Raw genomic sequence first — 24,925 nt, 5'->3', positions numbered from 1 at the left:
AGCAAGTAAAATACCGATAAAATTAGTATTTTTGTTTAAGCTATTTAGAAAAAGGATAAACGAATGGATGCTGTAAAAACAAAGTTTAGTATAAAAGATTTGGAGAATCTCTCTGGAGTCAAAGCACACACTATTCGTATTTGGGAAAAGAGATATGATTTACTGGCACCTGAGCGAACAGATACAAATATACGTACTTACGACATAAAGAGTTTACAAAAACTCCTCAACATTACATTACTTTATAAAAACGGATATAAGATCTCAAAGATTGCTCAAATCCCTGAAGATAAGATTCACATTCTTGTCAGAGAGATTGCTACTGAGAAAAATATCCACAACCAAGCATTGAATTCTTTTAAGCTATCAATGCTTAATTTTGATTACAGCCTTTTCTATAATACTTACAATAAATTATTAGCCGAAAAATCTTTTCGTGAGATTTTTTATGACACATTCATTCCTTTATTGAATGAATTAGGTGTCTTGTGGCATACACAAACCATAAATCCAGCACACGAACATTTCATCTCAAGCCTAGTAAAACAGAAGATTATTCTAAATACAGAACGTATTCAATCTTTAGAAAAATCAAATAAGACCAAAACTTTTGTTTTGTATTTACCTGAGAATGAAATTCACGAAATTGGGTTGTTGTATTTAAACTACGAATTACAGCTAAAAGGCTATCATACCATCTACCTTGGACAAACGATTCCGATAGACAGCTTGACAAATGTGCATAACTTTTTTCCAGAATTGCATTTTATTTCTTACTTTACGGTAACACCGTCAGAAGATAAACTTGAAGATTACTTGGATGAGTTTAATGAACAGATAGGACTTGACAATAATCATTTATGGCTTCTTGGATACCAATCTAAGCATGTCAGGAACACAAAAAACTACAAAAATCTTAAGGTTTTTAAGTCTATCATTGACTTAGTTGAAGAAATCTAAAATTCAATTTTATTTTTGTTTAACTTTTTACTACATTTGTTAAACAATGAAATTAAAAACTATAATTATAGGTTCTGGATTTTCCTCCTTATCTGCTTCTTGTTACTTAGCTCAAGCAGGTTATGATGTCACTATCCTTGAAAAAAACGCAACCGTTGGCGGCAGGGCTAGACAACTGAAAAGAGATGGATTTACTTTTGATTTAGGACCTTCTTGGTATTGGATGCCAGATGTTTTTGAGCGCTTTTTTAGCGATTTTAATACCAAACCTTCTGACTTTTATCATTTAGAGAAACTCAATCCAGCATATGAAGTGTATTTTGGAAAAAACGATTCCATTCGTATTGAAGATACTTTAGAAAAAATATGTGCTGCTTTTGAAGAAGAAGAAAAAGGAAGCAGTGCTAAACTCCGAAAGTTTATTTCAAATGCTGAAGACAATTATAATGTAGCCATCAAAGATTTGGTTTACAAACCTGGAGTTTCTCCTTTAGAATTAATCAACACGAAAACAATTAAAAAGATTGGTCAGTTTTTTAGCAATATTAAACGTGATGTTCGCAAAGAGTTTAAGAATGACCGATTGATTAAGATATTAGAATTTCCTGTATTATTTCTAGGAGCAAAACCGAGTGATACACCTTCCTTTTATAGTTTTATGAATTATGCCGATTTCGGATTGGGAACTTGGCATCCTGATGGCGGCATGTACAGCATTATTCAGGCAATGGAAACCTTAGCAAAAAGCTTAGGTGTAACTATTAAGACGAATGAAAATGTCGTAAAGATTGCTGTAGAAGGAAAACAAGCCACAAAAGTACTTACTGAACATGGCGAATATGAAGGTGATATTGTGCTTTCTGGAGCCGATTATCACCATTCAGAAACCTTGTTAGATACAAAATATCGTCAATACTCTGAAAATTATTGGAGTAAGAAAACATTTGCACCTTCTTCACTCCTATTTTATGTAGGTTTTGATAAAAAAATTGAAAATGTATCGCATCATACTTTGTTTTTTGATGTAGATTTTGACGCGCATGCACATGTAATTTACGATAAAGCCTCTTGGCCAAAAGAACCTTTATTTTACGCCAACTTTCCTTCAATGACAGATTCAGCAGCAGCGCCAGAAGGAAAAGAAGGAGGATTCTTTTTAATTCCTATTGCGCCAGGCTTGGAAGATACGCCTGAACTCCGTGATCAATATTTTGACATTATTATGGACAGATTTCAGGAAATTACGCAACAAAATATATTAAATCATGTTATCTTTAAAGAGTCCTTTTGTGTAAATGACTTCGTAAAAGAGTACAATTCCTATAAAGGAAATGCATACGGAATGGCCAATACGCTGCTTCAAACTGCATTTTTAAGACCTAATTTGAAAAGTAAAAAAGTATCAAACTTATATTTTACTGGTCAATTAACAGTTCCTGGTCCTGGAGTTCCTCCAGCGTTAATTTCTGGGAAATTGGTAGCCGAATTAATCACCAAACATCAACCAAATACTCATGAAAGCACTATTTGATTCTGTTTCTTATAATTGTAGTACGCTTGTTACGAAATCGTACAGTACGTCTTTTTCACTAGCGACGAAAATGTTAGCACCTTCTATCCGACAAGACATTTATAATATTTATGGTTTTGTGCGTTTTGCAGATGAAATCGTAGATTCTTTTCACGAGTACGACAAAGAATTTTTGCTAGATAAGTTTCAAGCAGATTGGGATTCGGCGATGGAACATAAGATTAGTTTGAATCCAATTTTAAATTCATTTCAACACACGGTTCATAAATACGACATTCCAATACACTTGATTGATGCTTTTATGAAAAGTATGCGTCAAGATTTAGACAAAAAAGTATATTTAACAGACGAAGAATATAAAGAATATATTTATGGTTCGGCAGATGTAGTAGGTTTGATGTGTTTGAAAGTATTTGTAAAAGGAAATGAGGAAAAATATGAAGAGTTAAAGTCTTCGGCGATGTCTTTAGGTTCAGCATTTCAGAAAGTGAATTTTTTACGTGATTTAAAGGCAGATTTTGAAGATTTGGATCGTACGTATTTCCCAGATGCTGATTTAAAAAACTTGGACGAAGCATCCAAACAAAAAATTATAGCAGAAATTGAACACGATTTCAAACTCGGTCTGGAAGGAATTGCAAAATTACCTATGGAAGCAAAGTTTGGCGTGTTTACAGCATATAAATATTATTCAAAATTATTACATAAGTTAAAGCGAACGCCTTCTAAGAAAATTAAAAACACACGAATTCGCATTCCGAATTATCAAAAAATGGCGTTATTAGCAAAGTCGTATGTAAATTATCAGTTAAACTTGATATAAATTAAAAACAATGAATACCCTTATTTGGATCACCGCTTTTTTAGCAACTTTTTGCATCATGGAATTCATGGCTTGGGCAACGCACAAGTACGTAATGCACGGTTTTTTATGGTCGCTACACAAAGATCATCATCACAAAGATCACGATTCATGGTTTGAACGTAACGATGCTTTTTTCATCTTTTACGCCATTGTAAGTATTGGTTGTTTTTTACTGTGGAAATTTGAGATATTTTGGTTAGGATTGCCTATTGGACTTGGTATTTTTGCTTACGGACTCGCCTATTTTATTGTACATGATATCTTTATTCATCAGCGTTTCAAGATGTTCCGCAATGCCAACAATTGGTATGCTAAAGGAGTTCGAAGAGCACATAAAATTCATCACAAACACCTAGGGAAAGGTGATGGAGAATGCTTTGGAATGTTGTGGGTTCCTCGAAAGTATTTTAAGCGAAAGTAAATTTTTTAAGCAACTCATTTATTCTTACTTCACACAACAAGTTTTTAAAAATTAACACAAGTTATCTTTTTAAGGTAAAATGTGATGCAAATCGTTTTCTTACATTATCAAAAGAGCTCTCATATTCTACACTAAACCAATAATCACTTGTTGGCATTTTATTGCCATGATACGTTCCGTCCCAACCAATTTCATTTGGACCTAGTATTTTTAATAACTTTCCATACCTATCAAAAATATACACTTTCGCATTTGGAAAACTAGATCTACATTGAATGTTCCAAGTATCATTATATCCGTCTCCGTTAGGTGTAAAAAATTTAGGATAATCTAATATGCTTATGCTTTCTGAAATTTCATTACAGTTAATCAAATCTCTAACGTAAACCACATTATCACATCCAGAAACATTAGGAAATATATTGGATATTTGCCATGGTCCGTTATTTAAACTATACTCATAAGTTCCGTTTCCTGTAACGTTTACTTCTATAGTATCGTTTCCAGAAAATGGTGATTCCGTAATCTGTCCTATTGAAATTGATTCAGGAGGATATGATCCAATAACCGTAGTGGTAGATTGTGAAGAGCATTGGGTAAGAATATTAGTTGCTACGACTGTATAATCGCCCGCAGTTGTAGGCGCAAAAGAACTATTTGTTTCTCCAACAATAAGATTAGCATTAGTCACTGTTGAGCCATAATACCATTCAAATGAATATGTTGCCTCATTCAACAATGTCTCGATTGGAGGACTGTTTAAAAAAGGGGCATTTATAGCGTCAATACTATTTCCATCTGCATCAAGACATAGTACATATTCATCTTCAAGCGTAATTTCTGGCAGTAAGTTAACTACTAATTGAAAACTTACACTATCATCTACACATGTTGAATCATCATTATATAAACTCACAAAAATCTCTTGAGGATTGACAGTATTCGTAAACGTTATCAAATCGGAACCAAGAATTTCGTCTAATCGAGCAGCATCTCTATAATAGTGAACTGTAAAGTCTGATGCTGATTGTGTTCCTAAAATGGTTGCATTCTGAGAAGTCAAATCGAAACTTGCAAAATATCCATTACTTTGATCTACACACACTATCATATCTTCTGGCTGATTTGCTACAGGAAGTGTGTTTGCTAATAACAAAAAGCTAATTTCATCATTCACACATAAAGTTGTATTATTTTCTACTCTGACAAAAATTTCTTGTGGGTTAGATGTATTGTTAAATGAAGTTACATCTGTAGCACTGATTTCATCTGTTCTAATAGCATTTGTATAATATCTTACTGTAAAATCAACATCAGATTGTGAACCTAAAATAGTTGCGTTTTGAGTCGTTAAATCAAATAATCCAATTCCATTATTACCAGCATCATCACAAAATTCCATATTTACAGGCTGATTCGCCAATGGATTGGCTACTATACTAACGGTTGTTTCAGACGAAACATAATCGGGACATCCTATACCAACAGACGTAACTGCTCTAAATTTTTGTCCATCAACAGCATTATCATAGATTAATGGATTACTTGTTGAAGTAATTTGACTCCACGAGTTGCCATTATCAGTAGAGGTTTCCCACGTAGTAACACTACCAACATTATTGGAAACTACAATAGCAACTTCTGCACCTTCGCAAGCTGGCGATGGAGTAACTACCTCAGCTTCTCCACCATCGGTTAAGGCAATAGGTGTTGTTCCTAATAATACTTCTCTAATTGCCCAAGCCCAGAGATTAGCCCAAGCTCTTTCTGAATTATAGAGTATTGAAGTACTGCTTTGCATTCGAGAATCTTGAAAAAATCCAGTATCAGCTATAAGTATATCATTATACCTTGTATCATATAATATCGTTGCATCTCCATTGGCATTTCTACTCAAAGCAGGCGCAATACAACTTGATAAAAAATAACCTTGTGAGGTTCCAGCTTGTGATATTTGTGACACAGACCCAAAAGGACCTGAAAAAATATTAATATTTCTAGCATTATCATCTACTGTTGCCGTTGATGGATCGACATTATCATCAGTTAAAGGAAAGCCAAGTGCCGTAGAAACTGGATTGCCTAAAGGTTGTTCTGCAATGATCATGACCTTTTTTTCTTGAGCAGACCATGCTTTTAAAATGTCAATTTCTGATTCCGTAAAAGAACCGCTATTACCAAAAACAGAACCAATAAAAATAATATCATACGAATTTAGCTGACTTACACTAGTAATAGAATTAAGATCCCCAAAATCACTTGTTATATTTATACTATTATGAATAATTCCACCAGGTCCAAAATTTGCAGGTTCTAAAAGTTTCTCCCTTGCATAATCTAATTGAGTTCCTTCAAGTGAGAAACCCTGATATACTGCATATCTACTTCCATATGTAGTTGGAATATTTAAAACCTCTATTGTTTGGGCTTTTACAGATGAATAGGAACAGATAAATAGTAGTAAGAGTGTTTTACACAATAAATTTGATATACATTTTAGCATTCTACAGTTTTAAAAATATGAGTCAAACACCAAAGTGATGTTGATATAGAGGTAAACTTAAGTTTTAGTACACTTAGTTATTAACTTTATATATGAGATACATTTTTAATAAATAGGTTGCGTAAAATATTCAGGTTTTAGTATTTACAATAAGCTTTATAAATCTTATTTCTGTTTAGCAAGACATTTCTGTATTCTTTTCATGCCTAAATGAAGTCCAAAAATAATTTCTCCAGTTGTTATTTTAGATTGCATTTCTTTCACTATTTCCGATTCCATAGAATCATCTATATATTTATTAAGATTTTTTCCTTTTACAATCCTAACTTGTCGTTTTTTCAGATTTAATATAATTGACAAATAATCTGATTTATCAAGGCGAATTCCTTGATCATGAATAACTTCAAGATTTGCAGTATCTAAATTATCTTGAATAGACACCACATTCATAGTAAAAAGATCTGGTTTATATTGATTTAACAATTCCATAATGACCAAACTATCAAATTTTTTAAATCCAATTTTTTTGATTCCAACAGCAGACTTTAGTTTATAAATGAAGTACTGTATTTTCTGAAGAACTTTTATTTTAAATACAGTGTATTTTAATTTCCAATTCATTGCAAAAGAATATAAACAGCTTACTCCGCTAACGAAAAAGCCAACAATTCATCTATTTGATTGCGAACGTTTGTACTATTCCAATTGTACGATCCGACTTCTTTCATGACAATATTCCCTTGATCGTCAATTAAAAACGTGGTTGGAATTCCTGGAGATATTAATTCTTTGGGTTCATTTGCTTTTGTGTAATACACAGGTAAGTCATAGCCATTCTTTTCTAAATACGAATTTACTTTTTCTTTGTCATCATTCGCCAAAAACACAAACGTAATTTTATCGCCATAATCTTTATACAGATTGTTCAAACTTGGCATTTCTGCAACACATGGCGGACACCAAGTCGCCCAGAAGTTTACCAGAATGATGTCTCCTTCCATTTCCTTGAAGTTTACTTTTTTTCCGGAATCATCTACCAAATTCCAATGAAAGTCGCTTATATTTACTCTTTCGGCTTCCTCAATAGTGCTTGGACTGAAGAATAACATCTTAGCTTGATTTAGTTTAACTTTGACAAATGTTCCAACAGGCGTAAAAATGATCAATGCAATAATGACCACAAAAATAATATTGCTCCAATGTTTCCGAGTAAGTTTCATATGTGCTTTTAAAAAGTGAAAGATACGGATTTAGTCGTGAGGAGTCACAAAACTTTCAGCATGGAGTGTTTCTAGAGAAAAGAGATTGTTCATTAAAAAAGTCACTTCAAAGTACTTTTCGAAAGAAATTGATATCCAAACGTATTCCTATTGAAACCTCAACACTTTCATACTTTTAGCTATCTTTAATCCCAATGTAAAACGATATACAAACAAGTCATCTCTCATTAAAAAATGTATTCTAAGCACATATTCATCTTTTCAATAATCGTTTGGCTCGCATTATTTGCCCAAGTTGGTTCTAAAAATTTTGAATTAGATGTTATTAGTTATCACTTGACCATTGAGCCTGATATTGGTAAGAAATACATTCGAGGTACAGTTGTCATTAAGTTTCAAATCGAAACTAATGCGAATACTGTAGTCTTTAAATCAGGAAATCTTAGCATCGATAAGGTGACGGGAGACAATGTCATCAGCTTCAAGAATAGGAATGGTAATGTAACCATAAAACTATCGGATAGAGAAAAAAAGGAAAACGAACTTACCATCGATTATCACGGAAATCCAACAACCGGACTTTTGTTTGATTCAGATAGTGAACAAGCCTTTACGGTATATTCTACAAGCCAATGGATGATCTGCAATGATGCACCTGGAGACAAAGCCTTATTTCATTTAAATATAACTGTTCCAGCAGATCAAGACTGCATTGCTAGTGGCGAATTAGTAAACCGATCTCGAAAGAAAAGTAAAATACAATATTCTTATCAGCAACAGTATGAATCACCTACTTACACCTACGGATTTGCTATTGGTAATTTCAATCTAGTGGAAGAAAAATCTGGAGATGTACTACTGAGATATTACTCACGAGAGTATACTAACAATCAGCTCAAAACTATCTTTCAAGAAACGCCCAAGATAATTTCTTTTTTTGAAGAGAAATCTGGTGTGAAATATTATCAATCCACGTATTCCCAAATACTTATTGGAGCGCATTATCAAGAAATGTCTGGGTATTCAACCTTGAAAGACAGCTATGGAAAGTTAGTATTGAAAGATAGCACTGAATCCAATTTGATTTCACATGAACTGGCGCATCAATGGTGGGGAAATCGAGTTACTTGTAAAAATTGGAATCACTTTTGGCTGAACGAAGCCATGGCAACGTACATGTCTGCTGCATATAACCAACATCGCTTCGGAGAAAAAAAGTATCAATCCGATATCGATTCATACTACAACGTATATAAAGCCATAAAAAAGCGAGGGAACGATAAACCGCTGGTGTTTGCAAATTGGTCAAATCCGACCAGTGATGACCGAAACTTAGTCTATTTTAAAGGCGCGTATGTATTGCACTTATTAAGAGAAAAATTAGGTGATGAGGTATTTTGGAAAGCAATCAAATTGTACACTACCAAATATTTTGGAAAGTCAGTCGAAACTATTGATTTTCAGAATGCTTTTGAAGAATCATCAGGTGTAGAATTAGACGACTTTTTCAATGCATGGGTTTACAAGAGCTAATCTTAGCTATGAAATTATAGTAGTAAAAATAATATACAAACTAAATTACTTGTATTGAGATTTTTGAAATGAAGAATATTTAATAATCTAGCAATATCTCAATGTAAAAAAACACGCTATCAAAACTGATAACGTGTTTTCAATCTAACGATAATAATCATAAAGATTATCGCACTATTGTTCCTGTTGGGAACGACGAAGCGTTCAGGTTAAGATCGTGTGTTGCTGGCGCAGTATCGTTTCCTGCTGTTCCTAATAGGGGCTTTAATAGGAATGGTGCAGGACTGTTATCTGGGCTAGGTTCTACAGAGATTACTACGGTACGTCCGCGTACATCTAGTGGAAATGTAAAACCTGCAGGGGCATTGAGGAAAAAGTCTTCTCCTGGAACTGGAGGTCCAACTGTATTTTCAGCTCCGCTGAAACCGTTAAACTCATCAACAGCTCCAAGTGTTGTAAAAGTTCCAGTTGTTAAAGGTCCAACTCCGTCAACTACAACCCAACCTTCGTATTTCCAACCATCTGCTAAAGGAGGTAAGTTCAAACCTGCTGTTGGCGGCATACCTGGGTTACCGAACCAAACACCATATTGATCGTTTCCGTTATTTCCAGCGCCTGGCATTTCATCAGTTGGAGTTCTTAAAAAGAAATTTCCTGAAGCACTGTTAAAGTCTCCATTGCTTGTTACAGGACCTAATCCTACAGTTGCTGTGTTTCCTGAGAAATCACCTGCTAATAATTTTGTTGGTGCTGGTGCTGGATCTGGATCAACTGCTGGCTCAATTGACAATACAAATGCCGTTGCCGAAGCTAATTGATCTGAGTTTATTGCAAAAGAAGTTCTTGATAAAGCTCCTGAATCATTTACAGTAAATGTTCCCGTTGATACTGGGCTTCCATTTACAATAATCCATCCTTCATAAACGAAGTCTGCACCAAGATTTTCTAATCCATTAAGATTTACATTTAAGTTTGATAACGCAACTGTGGCATCATCATCATTACTACATGAGATAGCGAAGAGTCCTAGCGCTAATCCCAAAAACATTTTTTTTATCATTGCGAGTATTTTTTATGATTATGTTACAAATGTATTGCAGCAAAATCACGTAAAATGTTAGCTAGCTAACACTTCTGAAAAAATTTGCTTTTTTTTCGAAAAAAACTCACTTTTTAAAACGCAACTCACTAAGAATCAAATGTATTTTAAATAATTAAATATCAATTATTTAAATAAGTTTATCTGAATTAAAAATTTAACAGATATTAAAAACCCGAAACTGTCATGATGTCATGTCAATTTCGGGCTTCTTTTTGGCTAAAAACTTAACCTTTTTATTGCTTCTAAATATAGTGTTTTTTTAATGTATAAAACGAATTTCTTTTCGATTAAAATCTATAATATTTGCTTCTTTTAATTCGTTCATAATGATATTTAATGTAGGACGCGAAGTACCAATTAAGCTTGCAATATCTTTTTGCGTGTATGGATGATTCACCACATGATCACCTGTTTTTGGACATTCATATCCGTACTCTTCACACAGTTCTTTTAGGAATTCTAACAAGCGTGTTTTGGTGTCTTTGAATAATAATAATTGTAATCTTCTTTCTAATTTTTTGATACGAAAACCAATGAACTTATAAATCTTTAAAGTAAAAGTTTGATTGTCTCTCATTAAGTCATGCATCGTGTCTACAGATATCTGACATATAGATGTTGAGTTGTCTACAGACTGTGCAAATTCGTTTCGTTTTTCCTCTCCTAAAATTGCTTTTTCTCCAAACAATTCGCCTTTTGATAAAATTGATTTTACCACTTCTTCTCCATCTTCCGTATAGTATCCTAACTTTACTTTTCCTTTGTCAATTAGATATACTTTATTGGCAGAATCATCTTCAAAATAAATATAATCTTGCTTCTTATACGCGTCAAATTCATGGCTTTTTTTATACTTTTTGAACTTGTGCGGACATAAGATATTAAAGAGATTTACATCATTAAAATACCAAAGAGAATTCATAGTTGTGTTGTTACTTTTTTAGGCTTTACCGAGGTTATTAATTCAGAAGTCGATAAAAAATATAAGAACTTACAGTTTAGACAAAAAAAACTCCAACAAATTTGTTGGAGTTTTCTTTTATTATATGTTCTGTATATTACACGTGCAATGCTCTATCTTCTGTAGCTGCTAGGGCTGCTTCTTTGATGGCTTCTGCAAATGTTGGATGTGCATGTGACATTCTTGCGATATCTTCCGCAGAAGCTCTGTATTCCATCGCTACTACAGCTTCCGCTATTAAATCGGCTGCTCTAGCGCCAATCATATGTACACCTAAGATTTCATCTGTAGTTGCATCTGCTAAGATTTTAATAAAACCATCTAAATCCATACTTGCTCTACTTCTACCTAAAGCACGCATTGGAAATTGTCCTGCTTTGTACGCAACACCAGCATCTTTTAATTCTTGCTCAGTTTTTCCAACAGCAGCAACTTCTGGCCATGTATAAACAACACCTGGAATTAAATTGTAATCGATATGTGGTTTTTGTCCTGCAATAATTTCTGCAACCATTGAACCTTCTTCAGAAGCTTTATGTGCCAACATAGCTCCTTTTACCACATCACCAATTGCATAGATGTTTGAAACGTTTGTTTGTAAATGAGCGTTTACTTCTACTCTTCCACGATCATCTAATTTTACGCCAGCTGCTTCTGCATTTAATCCGTCTGTATATGGACGACGTCCTACAGAAACTAAACAGTAATCACCTTTAAATTCTACTTCTTGACCTTTTTTGTTATCTGCTTTTACAATCACCTCATCACCAACACGTTCTACAGATTTTACACCATGAGATGTATTGATTTTGAATTTTTGCTTTTTTAATACTTTTGTTAATTCTTTAGAAAGTCCCGCATCCATTCCGCCAATAATTCTATCAGCATATTCAATTACGGTAACTTCTGCTCCAAGACGCTTGTATACTTGACCTAATTCTAAACCAATAACGCCACCACCAATTACTAAAAGATGTTTTGGAATTTCTTTCAGTTTTAATGCTTCTGTTGAAGTAATAACGCGTTCTTTATCTAAAGTGATAAATGGCAAGTTAGAAGGTTTACTTCCTGTTGCGATGATGATATTTTTCGCTTCAATTTCTTCCGAAGAACCATCACTTTTTGCAATGTTTACATGTGTAGCATCTTTAAAACTACCCAAACCTACATATACATCTATTTTATTCTTTTTCATCAAGAAATCAATTCCGCCAGTTGTTTGATCAACTACAGCTTGCTTACGCGCAATCATTTTTTCAAGATTTACTTTTACATCTCCTGAAATTTCGATTCCGTGTGTATCAAAGTGTTTGATAGCTTCTTCATAATGGTGTGAAGAATCTAGCAATGCCTTTGATGGAATACAACCTACATTTAAGCAAGTTCCACCTAAAGTGCTATATTTTTCAATAATTGCAGTTTTCATTCCTAGTTGCGCACAACGTATTGCAGCAACATATCCACCGGGACCAGAGCCAATTACAGCTACATCGTATGAATTCATATTTCTTGTGTTTTTTGAACTATTTTGTTTTTCAAGAATACAAAAGTACAACTATTTTAGGGTTGTGCAATGCTTTGATGTTAGATTGTTAGATGCGTGTTGTTCTTAGATATTTAGACGCGCGTTGCTTTAGAGCGCTACGCTTTTAGACTTGCTTCACTTTGGTTTTAGCTTTTTCTTTCGGAAGTGTTTTGTTTTAGGAAATACAATTAAACATCATAATTAGTAGAAAAATAATATCAAACAAAAAAGGTTCTTTCTATTTTTATGATATGTTTGTCTGATTACCTATTCAAGCAAAATAAAGCGCGCCAAAAACTTATAAAAAAATCTCAGATAAGAAAGTTATCTTACCTGAGATTTCATCCGTTTTTAAGACTGTAACGTATAAGGTGTAAATGAAGAAGTAAAACTTATCTTCTTGCGTTTGGAGCAGTAAAGCCGCCTTTGCTTGTGTTTCCGTTAGTCCCAACTGAATTGTTTCCTCGAACTGCAAGTATTCCTGCTACGTGTGGAGATGCCATAGAAGTTCCTGAAATTCTGTTGTACTGACCGTTTAACCAAGTTGACCAAACATCTGTACCTGGTGCCCATCTATCTACTGATGCTCCAAAACATGAAGAACCATTTGGAGTGATGCTACGAGTTAAGTTACCAACCATCCAAGTACGGCTCGTTTGTAAACGTTGTGGAGAGTAGTATAGCGTGTTGTCATTGCTATTACCTGCTGCCAAAGCTCCGTAAATTTTGTTATCTAATGTTGTAAATGCATTGTCTATTGCTTGATTTGTTCTTCTCGTACGGTATCCAACAGAATAGTTAAATACGTCTCCTGCAAGAGAATTATTATACGTATAATCGACACCCGCAATAATTCCAGCATCAGAACCAGTTCCTTGTGTTCCTCCAAGAACTTTAATTGCTACTAATGTTGTACCATACGCTACTCCAATAACACCAGAACCATTCGCTTTAGCTCCAATTGTTCCTGCTACGTGTGTACCATGACCGTTTCTGTCAACCCAGTTTTCTCCTGGAAAGAAACTTGCAGATAATCCAGTATCAATCGTTAAGTCTGGATGTTGATCAATTCCTGTATCGATTACAAATGCATATCTATTTGTACCTGCATTGTCGCCTCTACCTGTATAATCTACGCCCCATGGTAAAAAGTCTCCACTTGGCAAGAAACTGTCAGCTTTGTTGATTACTTCGCTTTGTGTTGGTAATTTTACTCCTTGAGGATTCTTTGGCTTAGGTAAGTTACTTACAACTCTACGATTTGGCTCAATAAAATCGATAGTTTCGTCTCTTAATAAAACCTCTACATCGTCAACAGATAGATTTTTAGCATGAAAACCTTGAATAGCACCCGTGTAGACAAATCCTAGGTTTTTTTCACTTCTACCAATTAACTTTAATGTAGCTAATGATCTTTCTTTGTAGTAATCTTGAACTTTTTTCAGTTCTGGAGTTAATCCTCTTCTCGTAGCAGCATAACTCATCTTACTAGTTGTTGCATCTTTTTTGTACACTATGATGTATTCACCTGGTATAACTTCCGCTTGGTCTAGCTTTTTTGCAAGCACATCAGATTTTCCCTCTATCACGTCATCGGTTGTTGTTACAGTATCCGTTGAACAGGATGTGATAAATACTAATAGTAATACATAGAGTAATTTGAAATTGTTTTTCATGTTATTTAATTTATTGGTTATGCACAATATTATCTATATATTTTCAATGCTAAAGAAAAGTTCTACTTACTCTTTTTATGGTTTTTTTATTTTTTTAACAAAAAAAATATTGATACATTAAAGAACATTGTTAAAAAAAACAGCTTTAATAAGGATAAAGTTACGTAAATGCAACTAAGTTGCATTTTTTGTTAGAAATATTACATACTGCATAAAATATCATAAATTTATCATATGTCGACTTACTTGATATGTATTTTTCTTAGGTTTTTAGATTCGAGTTACTCTTAAAATGCTTCACTTCGATAAACTTAATACTAACACTTTTAGATTATTCTATAAAGATTCCCGCAACCTTGAGTACTTCGTTTTGTACTTCTAGATTTAGAATTAACTCTTTGTCTGTTAAGATTAGGATAAGCTCATCGCCTTCTAAGCGTACTTCTGTTAGTTTTTTGTTTTTTACTTTCTCATGAATTTTAGCAAACATTTCCAGATGTTTTTCCATAGAGATCATTTTTGCAAAATGATCCATGGTTTGTGTTTCTATAAATTCTTTCCAAGCAACTTTATCTTTTTTCTGAATTGTACTTAAAAAAGTCATTGCCAATTGCTCTAATTCCACTTTATCAAAATCTCCTTCACGCGTTTCGCCTAAGTCAGTATTGGGTTCATAATCTTTTCTAAGTATGATTCCTGCAATTTCCATGTTGATACGTTCATAGTCTGCTGAAATAGCATTATTCGCAGAAAAAATGACAATGTCTTCCGTTAGATATCTCCAAAAATCTGCAAAGAATACACCGTTTCCTCCATTATGAGCTATCAATTCTGTGTTTCTAGGAGTTGGAAAAATTGCCCAACCATAACCGTAATATGAACCTGCATCTTCGCCTTCTTCAATATACTTGGTGTAATATTTTTGCTTGGCATTTGTACTCAGTATTTTTGTTCCAACCAAAGCTTTATGCCATTTATACATATCTTCAACTGTAGATAATATACCTCCATTTCCTTTTAAATGCCACGACGGACCGTTTGCATCCCATTTTTCATTTGGCTTCCCAAACGTTTTGGTAGTTCTGTAACCAACAGCTATTTCTTTTGGATTATAATTAGGGCGTTCGTATCCAGTTTGATCCATTTTTGCAGGCTTCCACAAATTCTTATACAAATAGTTTTCATAGGTTTCGCCTGATACTTTTTCAATAATCATTGCTAATAATGTATATCCAACATTTGAATATTCATACGCTGATCCGACATTGAATGCAAGTTTTTCTTTGAATGTTTTATGTAAAAAATCAGCTTTTGTAATGTGTTCATAATCATCTCCAATAGCAGGTGGCAAACCAGCTGAATGTGTCAATAAATGGTGTATTGTAATTGCTTGCTTGTCTTTGGGAACGTTCTTAAAATATTTAGAAATTTTATCATCAACCGCTAATTCCCCTTGCATTTCCAGCTTTAAAATACCTGCTGCGGTAAATTGTTTCGTGATAGATCCGATATCAAAGACCGTTTGTTTTGTGTTTTTGACATTTTTTTCTCTATCTGCCAATCCATATCCATCTGAAACTAGCTTTTTACCTTTGTACGCCACCAAAACACTTCCCGAAAACCCTTTTTCTCCTAGAGTATTTAAATAGGTTTCAATTTTCTTTTTCACTTCGTTAGGCGTTGAATTTTGCCCTTTGCAATACGTATAAAACATAAATACACATACTGCTAATACTACTTTTTTCATACTGTTCGTTTTTTTAGATTCTATTCGAAAGTACTGGTTCAACTCAGAGTTCACAATAAAATGGTATAACACTCCTTTTTCATGGTATTTTTACATTGTTTTGTTTTTTTATACCATTTAAAAGCACGTTTGTCACATATTGGATTTAATAGAAAGGCTTTTCCTTTTTTAAACTTATTTTTGAATATGAAAAAAATCATATCCATAGGTTTAAACATCGTGTTTTGGACTATTTGCGCTTGCGTTATTTTCATGATTTTCAGTCCCGTAAATCGCGAAGTTGAAATTGTTGACGGTATAGAAACTGTTACCATTGAGTATGATACAATGGCGATTTATGGAAGTTCAATTGGCATACTCATCAAAATGATTTTGTATTACTTTAATGTCTGTTTTTTATCAAGATTCATCGATCAAAAAGCATTTGGCAAATACATTATTTTTCTTTTGTTAAGCACATCCGTTGCTTTTTTAGTCGATTATTTAAAGTTCGGATTTATCTATGGTTTCAACTTTTTTATGTTTGAAACATTTCTGGTAAATATATGGTTGTATATCTTTTTTGTAGGAACTTCTTTTGTGCATTTGATGGTTTTGCGATGGCAGAAAGAAGAAGCTTTGAAACAACGCTTAAAAGAAGATCGATTGGCCGCCGAATTGAAGCTTTTAAAATCTCAGATAAATCCTCATTTTTTGTTCAATGCGTTGAATAATATGCTATCTATTGCCGAAAAACACCAGCAAACAGAAGTTTCCAGCAGTATTGCACAATTGTCTGAGATGCTTCGTTTTTTATTATATGCTACAGGAGATGATTTAATTTCTGTTGAAAAAGAAGTGCATTTTATAGAAAGTTACATCCAACTTAATAGACTGCGATTTGATGAAAAAGATCCGATAGACATTCGTTTTACGGTTGATCCAACAGTGTTAGATAAAACCATTGCCCCTACCGTTTTTATTCCTTTGGTTGAAAACGCTTTTAAGCATGGAATTTCTATTTATGAACCATCTTTTATTCATATTTCTTTGCATCTAGAAGCTTCTGAGTTGATTTTTGAATGTCGCAATTCTATAGTCGCAAAATCTAAAAATGATACTTTTACTAAAGAAGATTCTGGTGTGGGATTGCAAAATGTAAAAAGAAGATTGGCTATTTTGTATCCTAATAAACATTCATTGACTATTAAAGAAGAACAGAACACTTATGAAGTCATCTTAAAACTAAATACATGATTTTAAAAGCTATTATTGTAGATGACGAGCCAAAAGCGATAGAATTACTTGAAAATTATTGCGATAGAATTCCCAATATTGAGTGCATGCAAACATTTCGAAATCCTGTAGAAGCACTACTTTATATAGAAAAGCAAAAGCCCGATATTGTTTTTTTAGATATCAATATGCCCAATTTATCAGGCATACAAGCCGCTAAGATTATTCCGAAATCTACACATATTATTTTTACGACTGCTTATTCTGAATATGCCGTGGAAAGTTATGAATTGAATGCTAGTGATTATTTATTAAAACCCATTACATTTCAACGCTTTGTAAAAGCTATCGATAAGTTAAAACCGAATCCTATTCCAAAAGAAACAAAGATTTCTGAGCGCATCATCATAAAAAGCGGATATCAGACATTTCAAATTGCAACAGAAACAATATTGTATTTAGAAAAAGAAGGCAATTATATGACATATCATACAACTTCAAACAAAATTTTAGCTAGAGAAAGTGTTTCAGAAGCATTGACAAAGTTACCTGCTAACTTTATTCAGGTGCATAAATCATATATTATACAATTAGAACGCATTGAAGTATTCGATCAAAATCATGTAATTATCAATACGGTAAAAATTCCAGTCAGTAAAAGTTACAAAGCTATTTTAAAAGATCGATTGAGATAGCTTATACTGGAAATCCTAACATTTCGCCCATTCCAACCGTAAACAACCAACATCCGTAAATGGCATGTTCTATGGAAACTAGTAAAGAGGAACGTGTTTTTTGAAATGTAAGCGCAAACAAAATTCCACCTAAAAAAGTTAAGATTAACACCAGCGTATTATTAAATAATAAATGCGCCAGACAGAAAACTATTGCATTGACGAATACAAGTAAATTCTTGTCTTTGAATAACGATTCATACCGTGCAAAGAAAAATGTACGATATATCAATTCCTGTGGATATACCGAAAAGATACTGTATACAAACAGAATGACAAGCCAAAGCAACGGTTTGGTGCGAACTACGATAAATAATTTAGAAGCATCTGTAAAGTATACATATGCAATGGTCAGTATGCTAATTGTGACTAATAACACCAGTGTGCGTCGCCAAAATTGTTTCCAATCTAAAAATTTACCAATTTTAAATTCTTGTTTTTCGACTTTGAGTAGCATCCAAATAATATATATAAAGCCGGAAACTACTAAACCTGCTTTGATGTAAGGTGAATACTCCAATACCAGACTTACAGGCAATACAATAAATAAGATGAAGAATTCTGTAAGTTTGTATGAAGTACGTTGTAACTGCATGTTATACTGTTTTTTCTTTGATTTCTTGTTGAATTTGTCTGGAGGTTTTTCGAGATCCATCATGACTCCAACCTGGTGGATAAAAAATATATTTTAATCGCTGTTTCCAATTTATATCTGGTCGTTTCACATCTTCCCAAATCGATTTCCATTCATGAAAAACAATATTTACAGGTCCTTTATCTTCTATTGTTGAGGTTAAACCATATTTAATGGGTTCATAATCGTCTTCTTCTTTTTGAAACGTTCCGAAGATACGATCCCAAATAATAAGAAACATTCCCATATTTTTATCCAAATATTTCCCGTTAGACGCGTGATGTACTCTGTGATGTGAAGGTGTAACTAAAATCCACTCTAAAACGCCCATTTTCTTAACAGATTCCGTATGTATTAAAGTCCCATAAATTTGAAGTATTGCATATACTCCAATAATGTGCAAAGGATGAAATCCGAATAAAGCTAAAGGTAAGAAAAATATATAACGGTATAAGGGTTGAAATACTGGCGATCTAAATCCTGTAGAGATATTAAAATGCTCTGAATTGTGGTGTGTTACATGTACAGCCCAAAAGAAACGACTGTAATGATCTACATAATGATGTACGTAATAGGCAAAATCTTGCAATAGAAATACCATAATCCAATAGGTGATTCCAAATTCAGGCGCAAAATCAAAAATTCGATAGTGATAAAAGAAATACAAAACTCCAAAGGCAATTCCTTTCATTAAAAGATCTAACAAAAAGTTTAATGTTGCCATATAAACATTTGTAGCGGTATCGCCTACGGTATATAATTTTCGCTTGATATAATGAGAATATACCATTTCTCCTATAATAGCTGTCCCATGTATAGGAATGCTCAGCATGTATAAAAATTCTTGCGATAAATAATTCTCCATGTATTCCTAAAAAAATAAAAATAAGAAATTTCTGTATTATACAGAAATTGCTGTTGTATGTTTTACCTCTCCAATGACAAATATACTATGTGTGTTTCCAATATTGGGTATTGCAGTTAATTTTGTGACCATAAAGTCGCGATACGCCTCCATATCTTTTACTAAAATTTTTAAAATATAATCGTAATCGCCACTTACGTGATAGCATTCTAAGACTTCTTCCAGCTTCGTAATCTCTCGTTCAAATTTCATTACAAACTCTTTGGAATGCTGGGTCAAACGCACATGACAATACGCCATAAAACTTTTGGCTATTGGTTTTTTGTCTAATAAAGCAACATACTTTTTAATAATACCTTCTCTTTCAAGTTTCTTAATTCGCTCATATACAGCAGTTACAGAAAGATTAAGTTTGTTAGAAAGTTCTTTATTGGTTTGCTTGCTATCGGTTTGTAATAACGCAAGTAATGTTTTATCGGTTTGATCAAGTTTTAACATGTAAAAAAATCTATAATTCGAGTTTTAAAAACTATCATTTAGCAATATTTTCATTTATAAGTTAAATATATAGTTTTATTTTCTTTTATTTCAAATAATCATTGATTTTTATTCCTATTATATTGAATTTTGATTGTCAATAAAAGGTATTACTATGAAATTTAATCCCGCAAATAACATTCAAGATTTACAGTATTTTGGCGAATTTGGAGGCGTAAACCCTTCCATTTCCGATTCTTCTACCTATACATTTCTTTCAGCAAAAACTATGTTTGATACTTTTGAAGGCAATGCGGATGGTTGTTATTTATATTCTAGACATACTTCGCCAAGTAATTTGTATTTGGGCGAAGCATTGGCTGCGATGGAAGGAACAGAAACCGCTAATGTTTCTGCTTCCGGAATGGGCGCTATTACACCGGTATTATTGCAATTGTGTAAAAATGGCGATCATATTGTATCTAGCAGAACTATTTATGGTGGAACGTATGCTTTTTTAAAGAACTTTACACCTCGATTCAATATTGAAACATCTTTTGTAGATATTACAAAACTAGAAATGGTAGAAGCTGCCATTACCCAAAATACGAAAGTGATCTACTGTGAATCGGTCAGCAATCCTTTGTTGGAAGTTGCTGATATTTCGGCACTTGCCAAACTAGCAAAGAAATATAACTTACAATTGGTGGTTGATAATACTTTTTCTCCATTATCGATTGCTCCAGCAAAATTAGGAGCTGACGTTGTAATTCACAGTTTAACGAAATTTATCAATGGAGCAAGTGATACCGTTGGCGGCGTAGTTTGTGCTTCACAAGATTTTATTGATCAATTGCGCAATGTAAATGATGGTGCAAGCATGTTATTAGGTGCAACGATGGACAGTTTGCGTGCTGCTTCTGTATTGAAAAATTTACGCACATTACACATTCGCATGAAGCAACATAGTTATAATGCTATGTATTTGGCAAAAATGTTTGAAGCTGATGGTTTAAAAACGGTATATCCGGGATTGTCATCGCATCCATCGCATGAATTATTTAAAAGCATGATGAACGCTGATTATGGCTTTGGCGGAATGTTAACCATCGATGTTGGCAGTATTGATAAAGCCAATGATTTGATGGAATTAATGCAACAAAAAAATTTAGGATACCTAGCAGTGAGTCTAGGTTTTTATAAGACACTATTTAGTGCTCCAGGAACTTCAACTTCCTCAGAAATTCCAGAAGATGAACAAGCCGAAATGGGCTTAACGGATGGCTTGATTCGTTTTTCGGTTGGTTTGGACAACGATATTCAACGAACGTATGTCATTATGAAAAAATGTATGAAAGAACTGAATATCCTGGAGTCTGCAATGGTATAATATTGCAAAGTTTAGTTTACGGTAAAAAAGGAGCATCGAAAGGTGTTCCTTTTTTTTATTTTTTTTAAGTTTTATTTATGATTCCCATAAAAGGTTTGGTATAAAAAATGTACTTATAAAACAAATCAAAATTCGAATATGAATTATAGATTAGGCCTTCTAAAAACCTATAATTCCATGCATCTATCAAAGCACTGAAACTACAGATTCGTTAACAGTATTTCTGCTAAAATCGATAATCATATTGCGTTCTTTGAACATTATTAACTTTAAACAATATTATTATGATTTACGATGTTTTAAACCCAGGCTTTGGTCTAAGTCCTATCGCTGCTGATGGAACTACTGATGATAAAGTCAATTTTCAATTAATTATTAACCATGCTAATTCTCAAGGCGGTGGAGAAATCATTCTCCCTGGCAACAGAACTATTTTAATATCTTCACAATTAACTATCTATAGCAATTTAACGTTTAGATCTTCACATGGAAAAACTGTTATAAAAGCACTTGCCGATGGAGTATATTCTTTTATGAATTTTGCGCCTCAGTCAACTACATATTCAGTAACAATTGATGGTGTTGAATTTAATGGCGGTGGCTTTAACACAACTCACGGACTAATATTTTTATCTGGCGCAAATGTAAAAGTAATCAATTGCGATTTCAAAAATTTCAATCAAGGTTATCAAGCGATCATGTTTAAATTTTCAATAAATAATGTGATTATTAAGAATTGTACATTTGATAATTTAAATAGCGGAATATTTTTTCATCAAAGAAATCAAAATTTAAGAATTGAAGATAATCATTTCAACAACCTAAATGGACATGCAATTCATTTACAAGGTTCACAAACGGCTGCACATTATTGTAGTGATGTAATCATACGAGGAAACCACATTACAATTAGCCCACAGCCACCTAACGAACCTGGTATACATGGTATTTATATGACCTGTGCCGATACAGATTTTGATGGCACTTCTGCTCATCATGAAAATATTATAATAGCAGATAATACTATTATTGGTCCAAGCTTAAGCTTTCCTGCAAAGGATTCAACTGTACAAGGTGGCGCTGCTGATTTAATTAGTTTGAAAGATATTATTCGATTAAAATGTTATGGAAATACAGCTCGAAATGGTGGTGACTTAGGTTATGCAATTGAGCGTTGCCATTACGGAGTTGTTTCAAACAATACTGCAGATCAAAACAACAGATGCGGAATTTCTATTTTTGGTTCTTCTCATATTTCAGTCACAGGAAATGTATGCGGAAACAATGAGCAAGATTATGATGGTGAGAACGGAAATCCACCATACGGAGGAATTCGTGTCGAATTTGATAGTGTACATGTCATTTTAAGCGGAAACCATCTTTATGGACAAGGAGTTGGCGTTGGCACTCAAAAATATGGAATTGTAGTTAAAGAAAATTCAATTCCTGCCTCTGATTCAACAAATCCTACTAGAGCTCCATTCAATATAAAAATTGGAGTAAATCATTATTCAGGAAATTCGTTAGGTGACATTTACAATGAAATTACAAGTACCATCATTCAAGATGCTAGTGCTAGTGTTGCTCCTTAGAATATAAAAATCATGTTTAAAAAGGAGCATCGAAAGGTGTTCCTTTTTTTTATTGACCTACAAAAATAAAAGAATTTACCTAGGTATTAATACCTGATTAAAAAATATTTATATCCCGTTACGGATTCCCGTAATTTTTGCTGATTCTTTTTAATTATTATTAGCACTGAATAGAATTTAATACTAGAATATCAACGTATGCCTAAAAATGTTTACATATTACGGGAGCGAAAGTCGAATGGAGAATTACATCTTTTTTTAGCAAATCCAACAGAAGAAAACGAATGTCGCGCACATGAAAAGTCTATTTGCGGACGCATGGACATAAATGAAGATTCACGCACTATTTTTTCCTGTCAACCTGAAGAACGCGCACGTACACAGTGTGCCAAAATAGGTCGTGATATTTGTACCACTTGCGTAAGCCATTTGTATATGGATAAGATTTAAAATGTTACAGAAACTATTTTTTGATAGTTTTGAGCTAATTTTTAATTTTCACGAAAAGAATATTCCCCTATACATAGTTCCTCTCTTAAATCATGATCATTTAATTTTAACTGTATGAGCGACACTACTTTGTATACACTAAAAGAAAGCATTAGTGAACAATTGCATGTATTCAAATCAAAGAAAGATACTTCTGGTGAATGTTTGACCGTTTCAAAATCTGTTTGTAATAAGATGCGCTATAATGAAACTATTAAAACTCATTTTGCATGTCAATCAAAAACTGTTGCACAAATAAAATGTATGGAAATTGGCAGAGTGATTTGTGAGACTTGCAAACGTCATTTGCATAGAGATTAAACATATTACTTTCCTTTAATTCGTTCCCAAAAAATGCCTAAAACATCCCAAATAGTGGTGTCTTTATCAAATCGAGGTCTTCCGAAAGGCTTCATATTGAGTCGATCACCATCTATAAAAATTGCAAATGAAAACACTGCAGATTTTCCATTTCCAGTATCAATTGACGGATATCGCAAATCGCTGTACATATAGATTCCATCTTCTTTTTCCTCTAAATTGTAGTAATCATTACTAAACCAAGCCAAACTTGCCAAGTCGGGATTTGATTTTGGAATTAAATCATGATTTTTAGGAATTGTTTTCCAATCGGTAAAAACATCTTTCGTATCAAACAAAGAATAAAAAGCAACATGATATTCTGTTTCGGTTTCCGCAATTCCATACCATAAAATATTATTCAAAATACTTGCTTCGGTATTGTAACGCTGATAGGTAATTCCTTGTGCTGCCATCGATTTTTCAAAAACTGAATTGATATAGAATTTATTTCCAATCGTAAATAACATATATACAGAACTAATTCCCACACCAAGTTTTAACCAAAATTTTCGTTTCGGATTTGTGCGTCTGTAAAACATTAGCACTATCAAACAGATTAAAAAAGGCAATGTATATAAAGGATCCACAACAGAAATATTACTAAAAGCAACGCGATAATCACTAAAAGGCAAAAACAATTGCGTTCCATATCCTGTAAAGCAATCTAAAAGTGGATGTGTAAAGATGGACAAGAAAAACAGCCAAATCCAATCTTTTTGTGTGGTTATTGTTTCATTTGCATACTTATTATGCGATCTAAAAAGGAATTTAGTTTTTTTAAATTTCTCAAAAAATAAAAATACTGATTTGATAATTCGATTCTTTTTACCACTTTCATATCCTTTGTATGTGAGCCAACCAAGTAAAAACGAAGCTAATACTGCAAAAAGTATGGAATGCATAAATCCTCTATGGAATAACATTGCGTCAATTTTATTGCTGTACAACCAATTTCCAATAAAAACATCCAAATCAGGAATAGTTCCACCAATAGCACCAAAAAGCAATGCTTTGTTGCCTATTTTTTTCCCCATTGCTGCTTCTCCACAGGCAGCGCCAAGTACAACTTGCGTTAACGAATCCATAAATTCATAGTATTTCTAAGTTTGCAAAGGTACGTAA

23 protein-coding genes are annotated in these 24,925 nt (G+C 33.3%); 11 read left to right on the top strand and 12 right to left on the bottom strand.

What is annotated here, in order from left to right; translation table 11 throughout:
• Window positions 1–63: 63 nt before the first annotated feature.
• The 4 genes from Q0845_RS21725 to Q0845_RS21710 are packed head-to-tail and all read left to right on the top strand — an operon-like array spanning window position 64 to window position 3,777.
• Entirely contained in the window at window positions 64–960 is an 897-nt protein-coding gene (locus Q0845_RS21725; RefSeq protein WP_298517830.1) for a MerR family transcriptional regulator, read from the top strand.
• 46 nt (window positions 961–1,006) lie between these two features.
• On the top strand, window positions 1,007–2,491 hold the full coding sequence (locus Q0845_RS21720) for an NAD(P)/FAD-dependent oxidoreductase (RefSeq protein WP_298517828.1): 1,485 nt from the start codon (window positions 1,007–1,009) through the stop codon (window positions 2,489–2,491).
• Window positions 2,475–3,314, top strand: coding sequence for a phytoene/squalene synthase family protein (locus Q0845_RS21715; RefSeq protein WP_298517825.1), 840 nt, complete (start codon window positions 2,475–2,477; stop codon window positions 3,312–3,314). The genes Q0845_RS21720 and Q0845_RS21715 overlap by 17 nt, the downstream gene beginning before the upstream one ends.
• A 10-nt stretch (window positions 3,315–3,324) precedes the next feature.
• Window positions 3,325–3,777: a sterol desaturase family protein gene (locus Q0845_RS21710; protein ID WP_298517822.1), complete on the top strand. Its 453-nt coding sequence runs from the start codon at window positions 3,325–3,327 to the stop codon at window positions 3,775–3,777.
• A 61-nt stretch (window positions 3,778–3,838) separates the two neighbouring features.
• Here Q0845_RS21710 and Q0845_RS21705 read toward each other — a convergent pair whose 3' ends face one another.
• From Q0845_RS21705 to Q0845_RS21695, 3 genes are all read right to left on the bottom strand, one after another.
• Window positions 3,839–6,280: a T9SS type B sorting domain-containing protein gene (locus tag Q0845_RS21705; protein ID WP_298517819.1), complete on the bottom strand. Its 2,442-nt coding sequence runs from the start codon at window positions 6,278–6,280 to the stop codon at window positions 3,839–3,841.
• Between the two features lie 165 nt (window positions 6,281–6,445).
• Window positions 6,446–6,901 (bottom strand): hypothetical protein, encoded by a 456-nt coding sequence (locus tag Q0845_RS21700; RefSeq protein ID WP_298517816.1) that lies wholly within the window; start codon window positions 6,899–6,901, stop codon window positions 6,446–6,448.
• A gap of 20 nt (window positions 6,902–6,921) precedes the next feature.
• The gene (locus tag Q0845_RS21695; RefSeq protein ID WP_298517813.1) at window positions 6,922–7,500 is read right to left on the bottom strand and encodes a TlpA disulfide reductase family protein; all 579 of its coding nucleotides are present in this window, start codon (window positions 7,498–7,500) and stop codon (window positions 6,922–6,924) included.
• Window positions 7,501–7,734: 234 nt separating this feature from the next.
• Between Q0845_RS21695 and Q0845_RS21690 the strand changes: the two genes are divergently transcribed.
• On the top strand, window positions 7,735–9,033 hold the full coding sequence (locus tag Q0845_RS21690; RefSeq protein WP_298517810.1) for a M1 family metallopeptidase: 1,299 nt from the start codon (window positions 7,735–7,737) through the stop codon (window positions 9,031–9,033).
• Between the two features lie 166 nt (window positions 9,034–9,199).
• Here Q0845_RS21690 and Q0845_RS21685 read toward each other — a convergent pair whose 3' ends face one another.
• The 5 genes from Q0845_RS21685 to Q0845_RS21665 all read right to left on the bottom strand — a co-directional run bounded on the left by Q0845_RS21685 (window position 9,200) and on the right by Q0845_RS21665 (window position 16,044).
• Window positions 9,200–10,093, bottom strand: a complete 894-nt coding sequence (locus tag Q0845_RS21685) for an anti-sigma factor (RefSeq protein WP_298517807.1) — start codon at window positions 10,091–10,093, stop codon at window positions 9,200–9,202.
• A gap of 301 nt (window positions 10,094–10,394) precedes the next feature.
• Window positions 10,395–11,057 (bottom strand): Crp/Fnr family transcriptional regulator, encoded by a 663-nt coding sequence (locus tag Q0845_RS21680; RefSeq protein ID WP_298517804.1) that lies wholly within the window; start codon window positions 11,055–11,057, stop codon window positions 10,395–10,397.
• A gap of 136 nt (window positions 11,058–11,193) precedes the next feature.
• The gene (gene lpdA / locus Q0845_RS21675) at window positions 11,194–12,600 is read right to left on the bottom strand and encodes a dihydrolipoyl dehydrogenase (RefSeq protein ID WP_298517801.1); all 1,407 of its coding nucleotides are present in this window, start codon (window positions 12,598–12,600) and stop codon (window positions 11,194–11,196) included.
• A 413-nt stretch (window positions 12,601–13,013) separates the two neighbouring features.
• A complete protein-coding gene (locus Q0845_RS21670; RefSeq protein WP_298517797.1) occupies window positions 13,014–14,297 on the bottom strand; it encodes a S8 family serine peptidase in 1,284 nt (427 codons plus the stop codon).
• Between the two features lie 331 nt (window positions 14,298–14,628).
• Window positions 14,629–16,044 (bottom strand): serine hydrolase, encoded by a 1,416-nt coding sequence (locus Q0845_RS21665; protein WP_298517794.1) that lies wholly within the window; start codon window positions 16,042–16,044, stop codon window positions 14,629–14,631.
• Window positions 16,045–16,230: 186 nt separating this feature from the next.
• Between Q0845_RS21665 and Q0845_RS21660 the strand changes: the two genes are divergently transcribed.
• The gene (locus Q0845_RS21660; RefSeq protein ID WP_298517791.1) at window positions 16,231–17,280 is read left to right on the top strand and encodes a sensor histidine kinase; all 1,050 of its coding nucleotides are present in this window, start codon (window positions 16,231–16,233) and stop codon (window positions 17,278–17,280) included.
• Window positions 17,277–17,954, top strand: coding sequence for a LytTR family DNA-binding domain-containing protein (locus Q0845_RS21655; RefSeq protein ID WP_298517788.1), 678 nt, complete (start codon window positions 17,277–17,279; stop codon window positions 17,952–17,954). The genes Q0845_RS21660 and Q0845_RS21655 overlap by 4 nt, the downstream gene beginning before the upstream one ends.
• A gap of 1 nt (window position 17,955) precedes the next feature.
• Here Q0845_RS21655 and Q0845_RS21650 read toward each other — a convergent pair whose 3' ends face one another.
• From Q0845_RS21650 to Q0845_RS21640, 3 genes are read right to left on the bottom strand one after another with little or no spacing between them, the layout of a single operon-like run.
• A complete protein-coding gene (locus Q0845_RS21650; protein WP_298517784.1) occupies window positions 17,956–18,588 on the bottom strand; it encodes a CPBP family intramembrane glutamic endopeptidase in 633 nt (210 codons plus the stop codon).
• Window position 18,589: 1 nt separating this feature from the next.
• A complete protein-coding gene (locus Q0845_RS21645; RefSeq protein ID WP_298517781.1) occupies window positions 18,590–19,492 on the bottom strand; it encodes a sterol desaturase family protein in 903 nt (300 codons plus the stop codon).
• Window positions 19,493–19,528: 36 nt separating this feature from the next.
• Complete coding sequence (locus tag Q0845_RS21640) at window positions 19,529–19,990, bottom strand: Lrp/AsnC family transcriptional regulator (protein ID WP_298517778.1); 462 nt, start codon at window positions 19,988–19,990, stop codon at window positions 19,529–19,531.
• A 154-nt stretch (window positions 19,991–20,144) separates the two neighbouring features.
• On the opposite strand from Q0845_RS21640, the gene Q0845_RS21635 reads away from it, so the two are divergent.
• The 4 genes from Q0845_RS21635 to Q0845_RS21620 all read left to right on the top strand — a co-directional run bounded on the left by Q0845_RS21635 (window position 20,145) and on the right by Q0845_RS21620 (window position 23,761).
• Window positions 20,145–21,359: an aminotransferase class I/II-fold pyridoxal phosphate-dependent enzyme gene (locus Q0845_RS21635; RefSeq protein WP_298517776.1), complete on the top strand. Its 1,215-nt coding sequence runs from the start codon at window positions 20,145–20,147 to the stop codon at window positions 21,357–21,359.
• A 284-nt stretch (window positions 21,360–21,643) separates the two neighbouring features.
• The gene (locus Q0845_RS21630) at window positions 21,644–22,951 is read left to right on the top strand and encodes a right-handed parallel beta-helix repeat-containing protein (RefSeq protein WP_298517773.1); all 1,308 of its coding nucleotides are present in this window, start codon (window positions 21,644–21,646) and stop codon (window positions 22,949–22,951) included.
• Window positions 22,952–23,149: 198 nt separating this feature from the next.
• Complete coding sequence (locus Q0845_RS21625) at window positions 23,150–23,401, top strand: hypothetical protein (protein WP_298517770.1); 252 nt, start codon at window positions 23,150–23,152, stop codon at window positions 23,399–23,401.
• Between the two features lie 114 nt (window positions 23,402–23,515).
• Window positions 23,516–23,761 carry a hypothetical protein gene (locus Q0845_RS21620; RefSeq protein WP_298517767.1) on the top strand — a complete coding sequence of 82 codons (246 nt, stop codon included), beginning with the start codon at window positions 23,516–23,518 and terminating at the stop codon, window positions 23,759–23,761.
• Between the two features lie 5 nt (window positions 23,762–23,766).
• Here Q0845_RS21620 and Q0845_RS21615 read toward each other — a convergent pair whose 3' ends face one another.
• Window positions 23,767–24,888 (bottom strand): metal-dependent hydrolase, encoded by a 1,122-nt coding sequence (locus tag Q0845_RS21615; protein WP_298517764.1) that lies wholly within the window; start codon window positions 24,886–24,888, stop codon window positions 23,767–23,769.
• Between the last annotated feature and the right edge of the window lie 37 nt (window positions 24,889–24,925).

Source organism: uncultured Kordia sp., from assembly GCF_947489565.1.
Classification (GTDB): domain Bacteria; phylum Bacteroidota; class Bacteroidia; order Flavobacteriales; family Flavobacteriaceae; genus Kordia.
Note: the sequence above shows the minus strand (reverse complement) of the source record. Positions and strands in the feature narration are given on the sequence as shown.

Coding starts and splice junctions, on each gene's coding strand:
- Q0845_RS21725 (WP_298517830.1), top strand. CDS start 64: ATGGATGCTGTAAAAACAAAGTTTAGTATAAAAGATTTGGAGAATCTC.
- Q0845_RS21720 (WP_298517828.1), top strand. CDS start 1,007: ATGAAATTAAAAACTATAATTATAGGTTCTGGATTTTCCTCCTTATCT.
- Q0845_RS21715 (WP_298517825.1), top strand. CDS start 2,475: ATGAAAGCACTATTTGATTCTGTTTCTTATAATTGTAGTACGCTTGTT.
- Q0845_RS21710 (WP_298517822.1), top strand. CDS start 3,325: ATGAATACCCTTATTTGGATCACCGCTTTTTTAGCAACTTTTTGCATC.
- Q0845_RS21705 (WP_298517819.1), bottom strand. CDS start 6,280: ATGCTAAAATGTATATCAAATTTATTGTGTAAAACACTCTTACTACTA.
- Q0845_RS21700 (WP_298517816.1), bottom strand. CDS start 6,901: ATGAATTGGAAATTAAAATACACTGTATTTAAAATAAAAGTTCTTCAG.
- Q0845_RS21695 (WP_298517813.1), bottom strand. CDS start 7,500: ATGAAACTTACTCGGAAACATTGGAGCAATATTATTTTTGTGGTCATT.
- Q0845_RS21690 (WP_298517810.1), top strand. CDS start 7,735: ATGTATTCTAAGCACATATTCATCTTTTCAATAATCGTTTGGCTCGCA.
- Q0845_RS21685 (WP_298517807.1), bottom strand. CDS start 10,093: ATGATAAAAAAAATGTTTTTGGGATTAGCGCTAGGACTCTTCGCTATC.
- Q0845_RS21680 (WP_298517804.1), bottom strand. CDS start 11,057: ATGAATTCTCTTTGGTATTTTAATGATGTAAATCTCTTTAATATCTTA.
- lpdA (WP_298517801.1), bottom strand. CDS start 12,600: ATGAATTCATACGATGTAGCTGTAATTGGCTCTGGTCCCGGTGGATAT.
- Q0845_RS21670 (WP_298517797.1), bottom strand. CDS start 14,297: ATGAAAAACAATTTCAAATTACTCTATGTATTACTATTAGTATTTATC.
- Q0845_RS21665 (WP_298517794.1), bottom strand. CDS start 16,044: ATGAAAAAAGTAGTATTAGCAGTATGTGTATTTATGTTTTATACGTAT.
- Q0845_RS21660 (WP_298517791.1), top strand. CDS start 16,231: ATGAAAAAAATCATATCCATAGGTTTAAACATCGTGTTTTGGACTATT.
- Q0845_RS21655 (WP_298517788.1), top strand. CDS start 17,277: ATGATTTTAAAAGCTATTATTGTAGATGACGAGCCAAAAGCGATAGAA.
- Q0845_RS21650 (WP_298517784.1), bottom strand. CDS start 18,588: ATGCAGTTACAACGTACTTCATACAAACTTACAGAATTCTTCATCTTA.
- Q0845_RS21645 (WP_298517781.1), bottom strand. CDS start 19,492: ATGGAGAATTATTTATCGCAAGAATTTTTATACATGCTGAGCATTCCT.
- Q0845_RS21640 (WP_298517778.1), bottom strand. CDS start 19,990: ATGTTAAAACTTGATCAAACCGATAAAACATTACTTGCGTTATTACAA.
- Q0845_RS21635 (WP_298517776.1), top strand. CDS start 20,145: ATGAAATTTAATCCCGCAAATAACATTCAAGATTTACAGTATTTTGGC.
- Q0845_RS21630 (WP_298517773.1), top strand. CDS start 21,644: ATGATTTACGATGTTTTAAACCCAGGCTTTGGTCTAAGTCCTATCGCT.
- Q0845_RS21625 (WP_298517770.1), top strand. CDS start 23,150: ATGCCTAAAAATGTTTACATATTACGGGAGCGAAAGTCGAATGGAGAA.
- Q0845_RS21620 (WP_298517767.1), top strand. CDS start 23,516: ATGAGCGACACTACTTTGTATACACTAAAAGAAAGCATTAGTGAACAA.
- Q0845_RS21615 (WP_298517764.1), bottom strand. CDS start 24,888: ATGGATTCGTTAACGCAAGTTGTACTTGGCGCTGCCTGTGGAGAAGCA.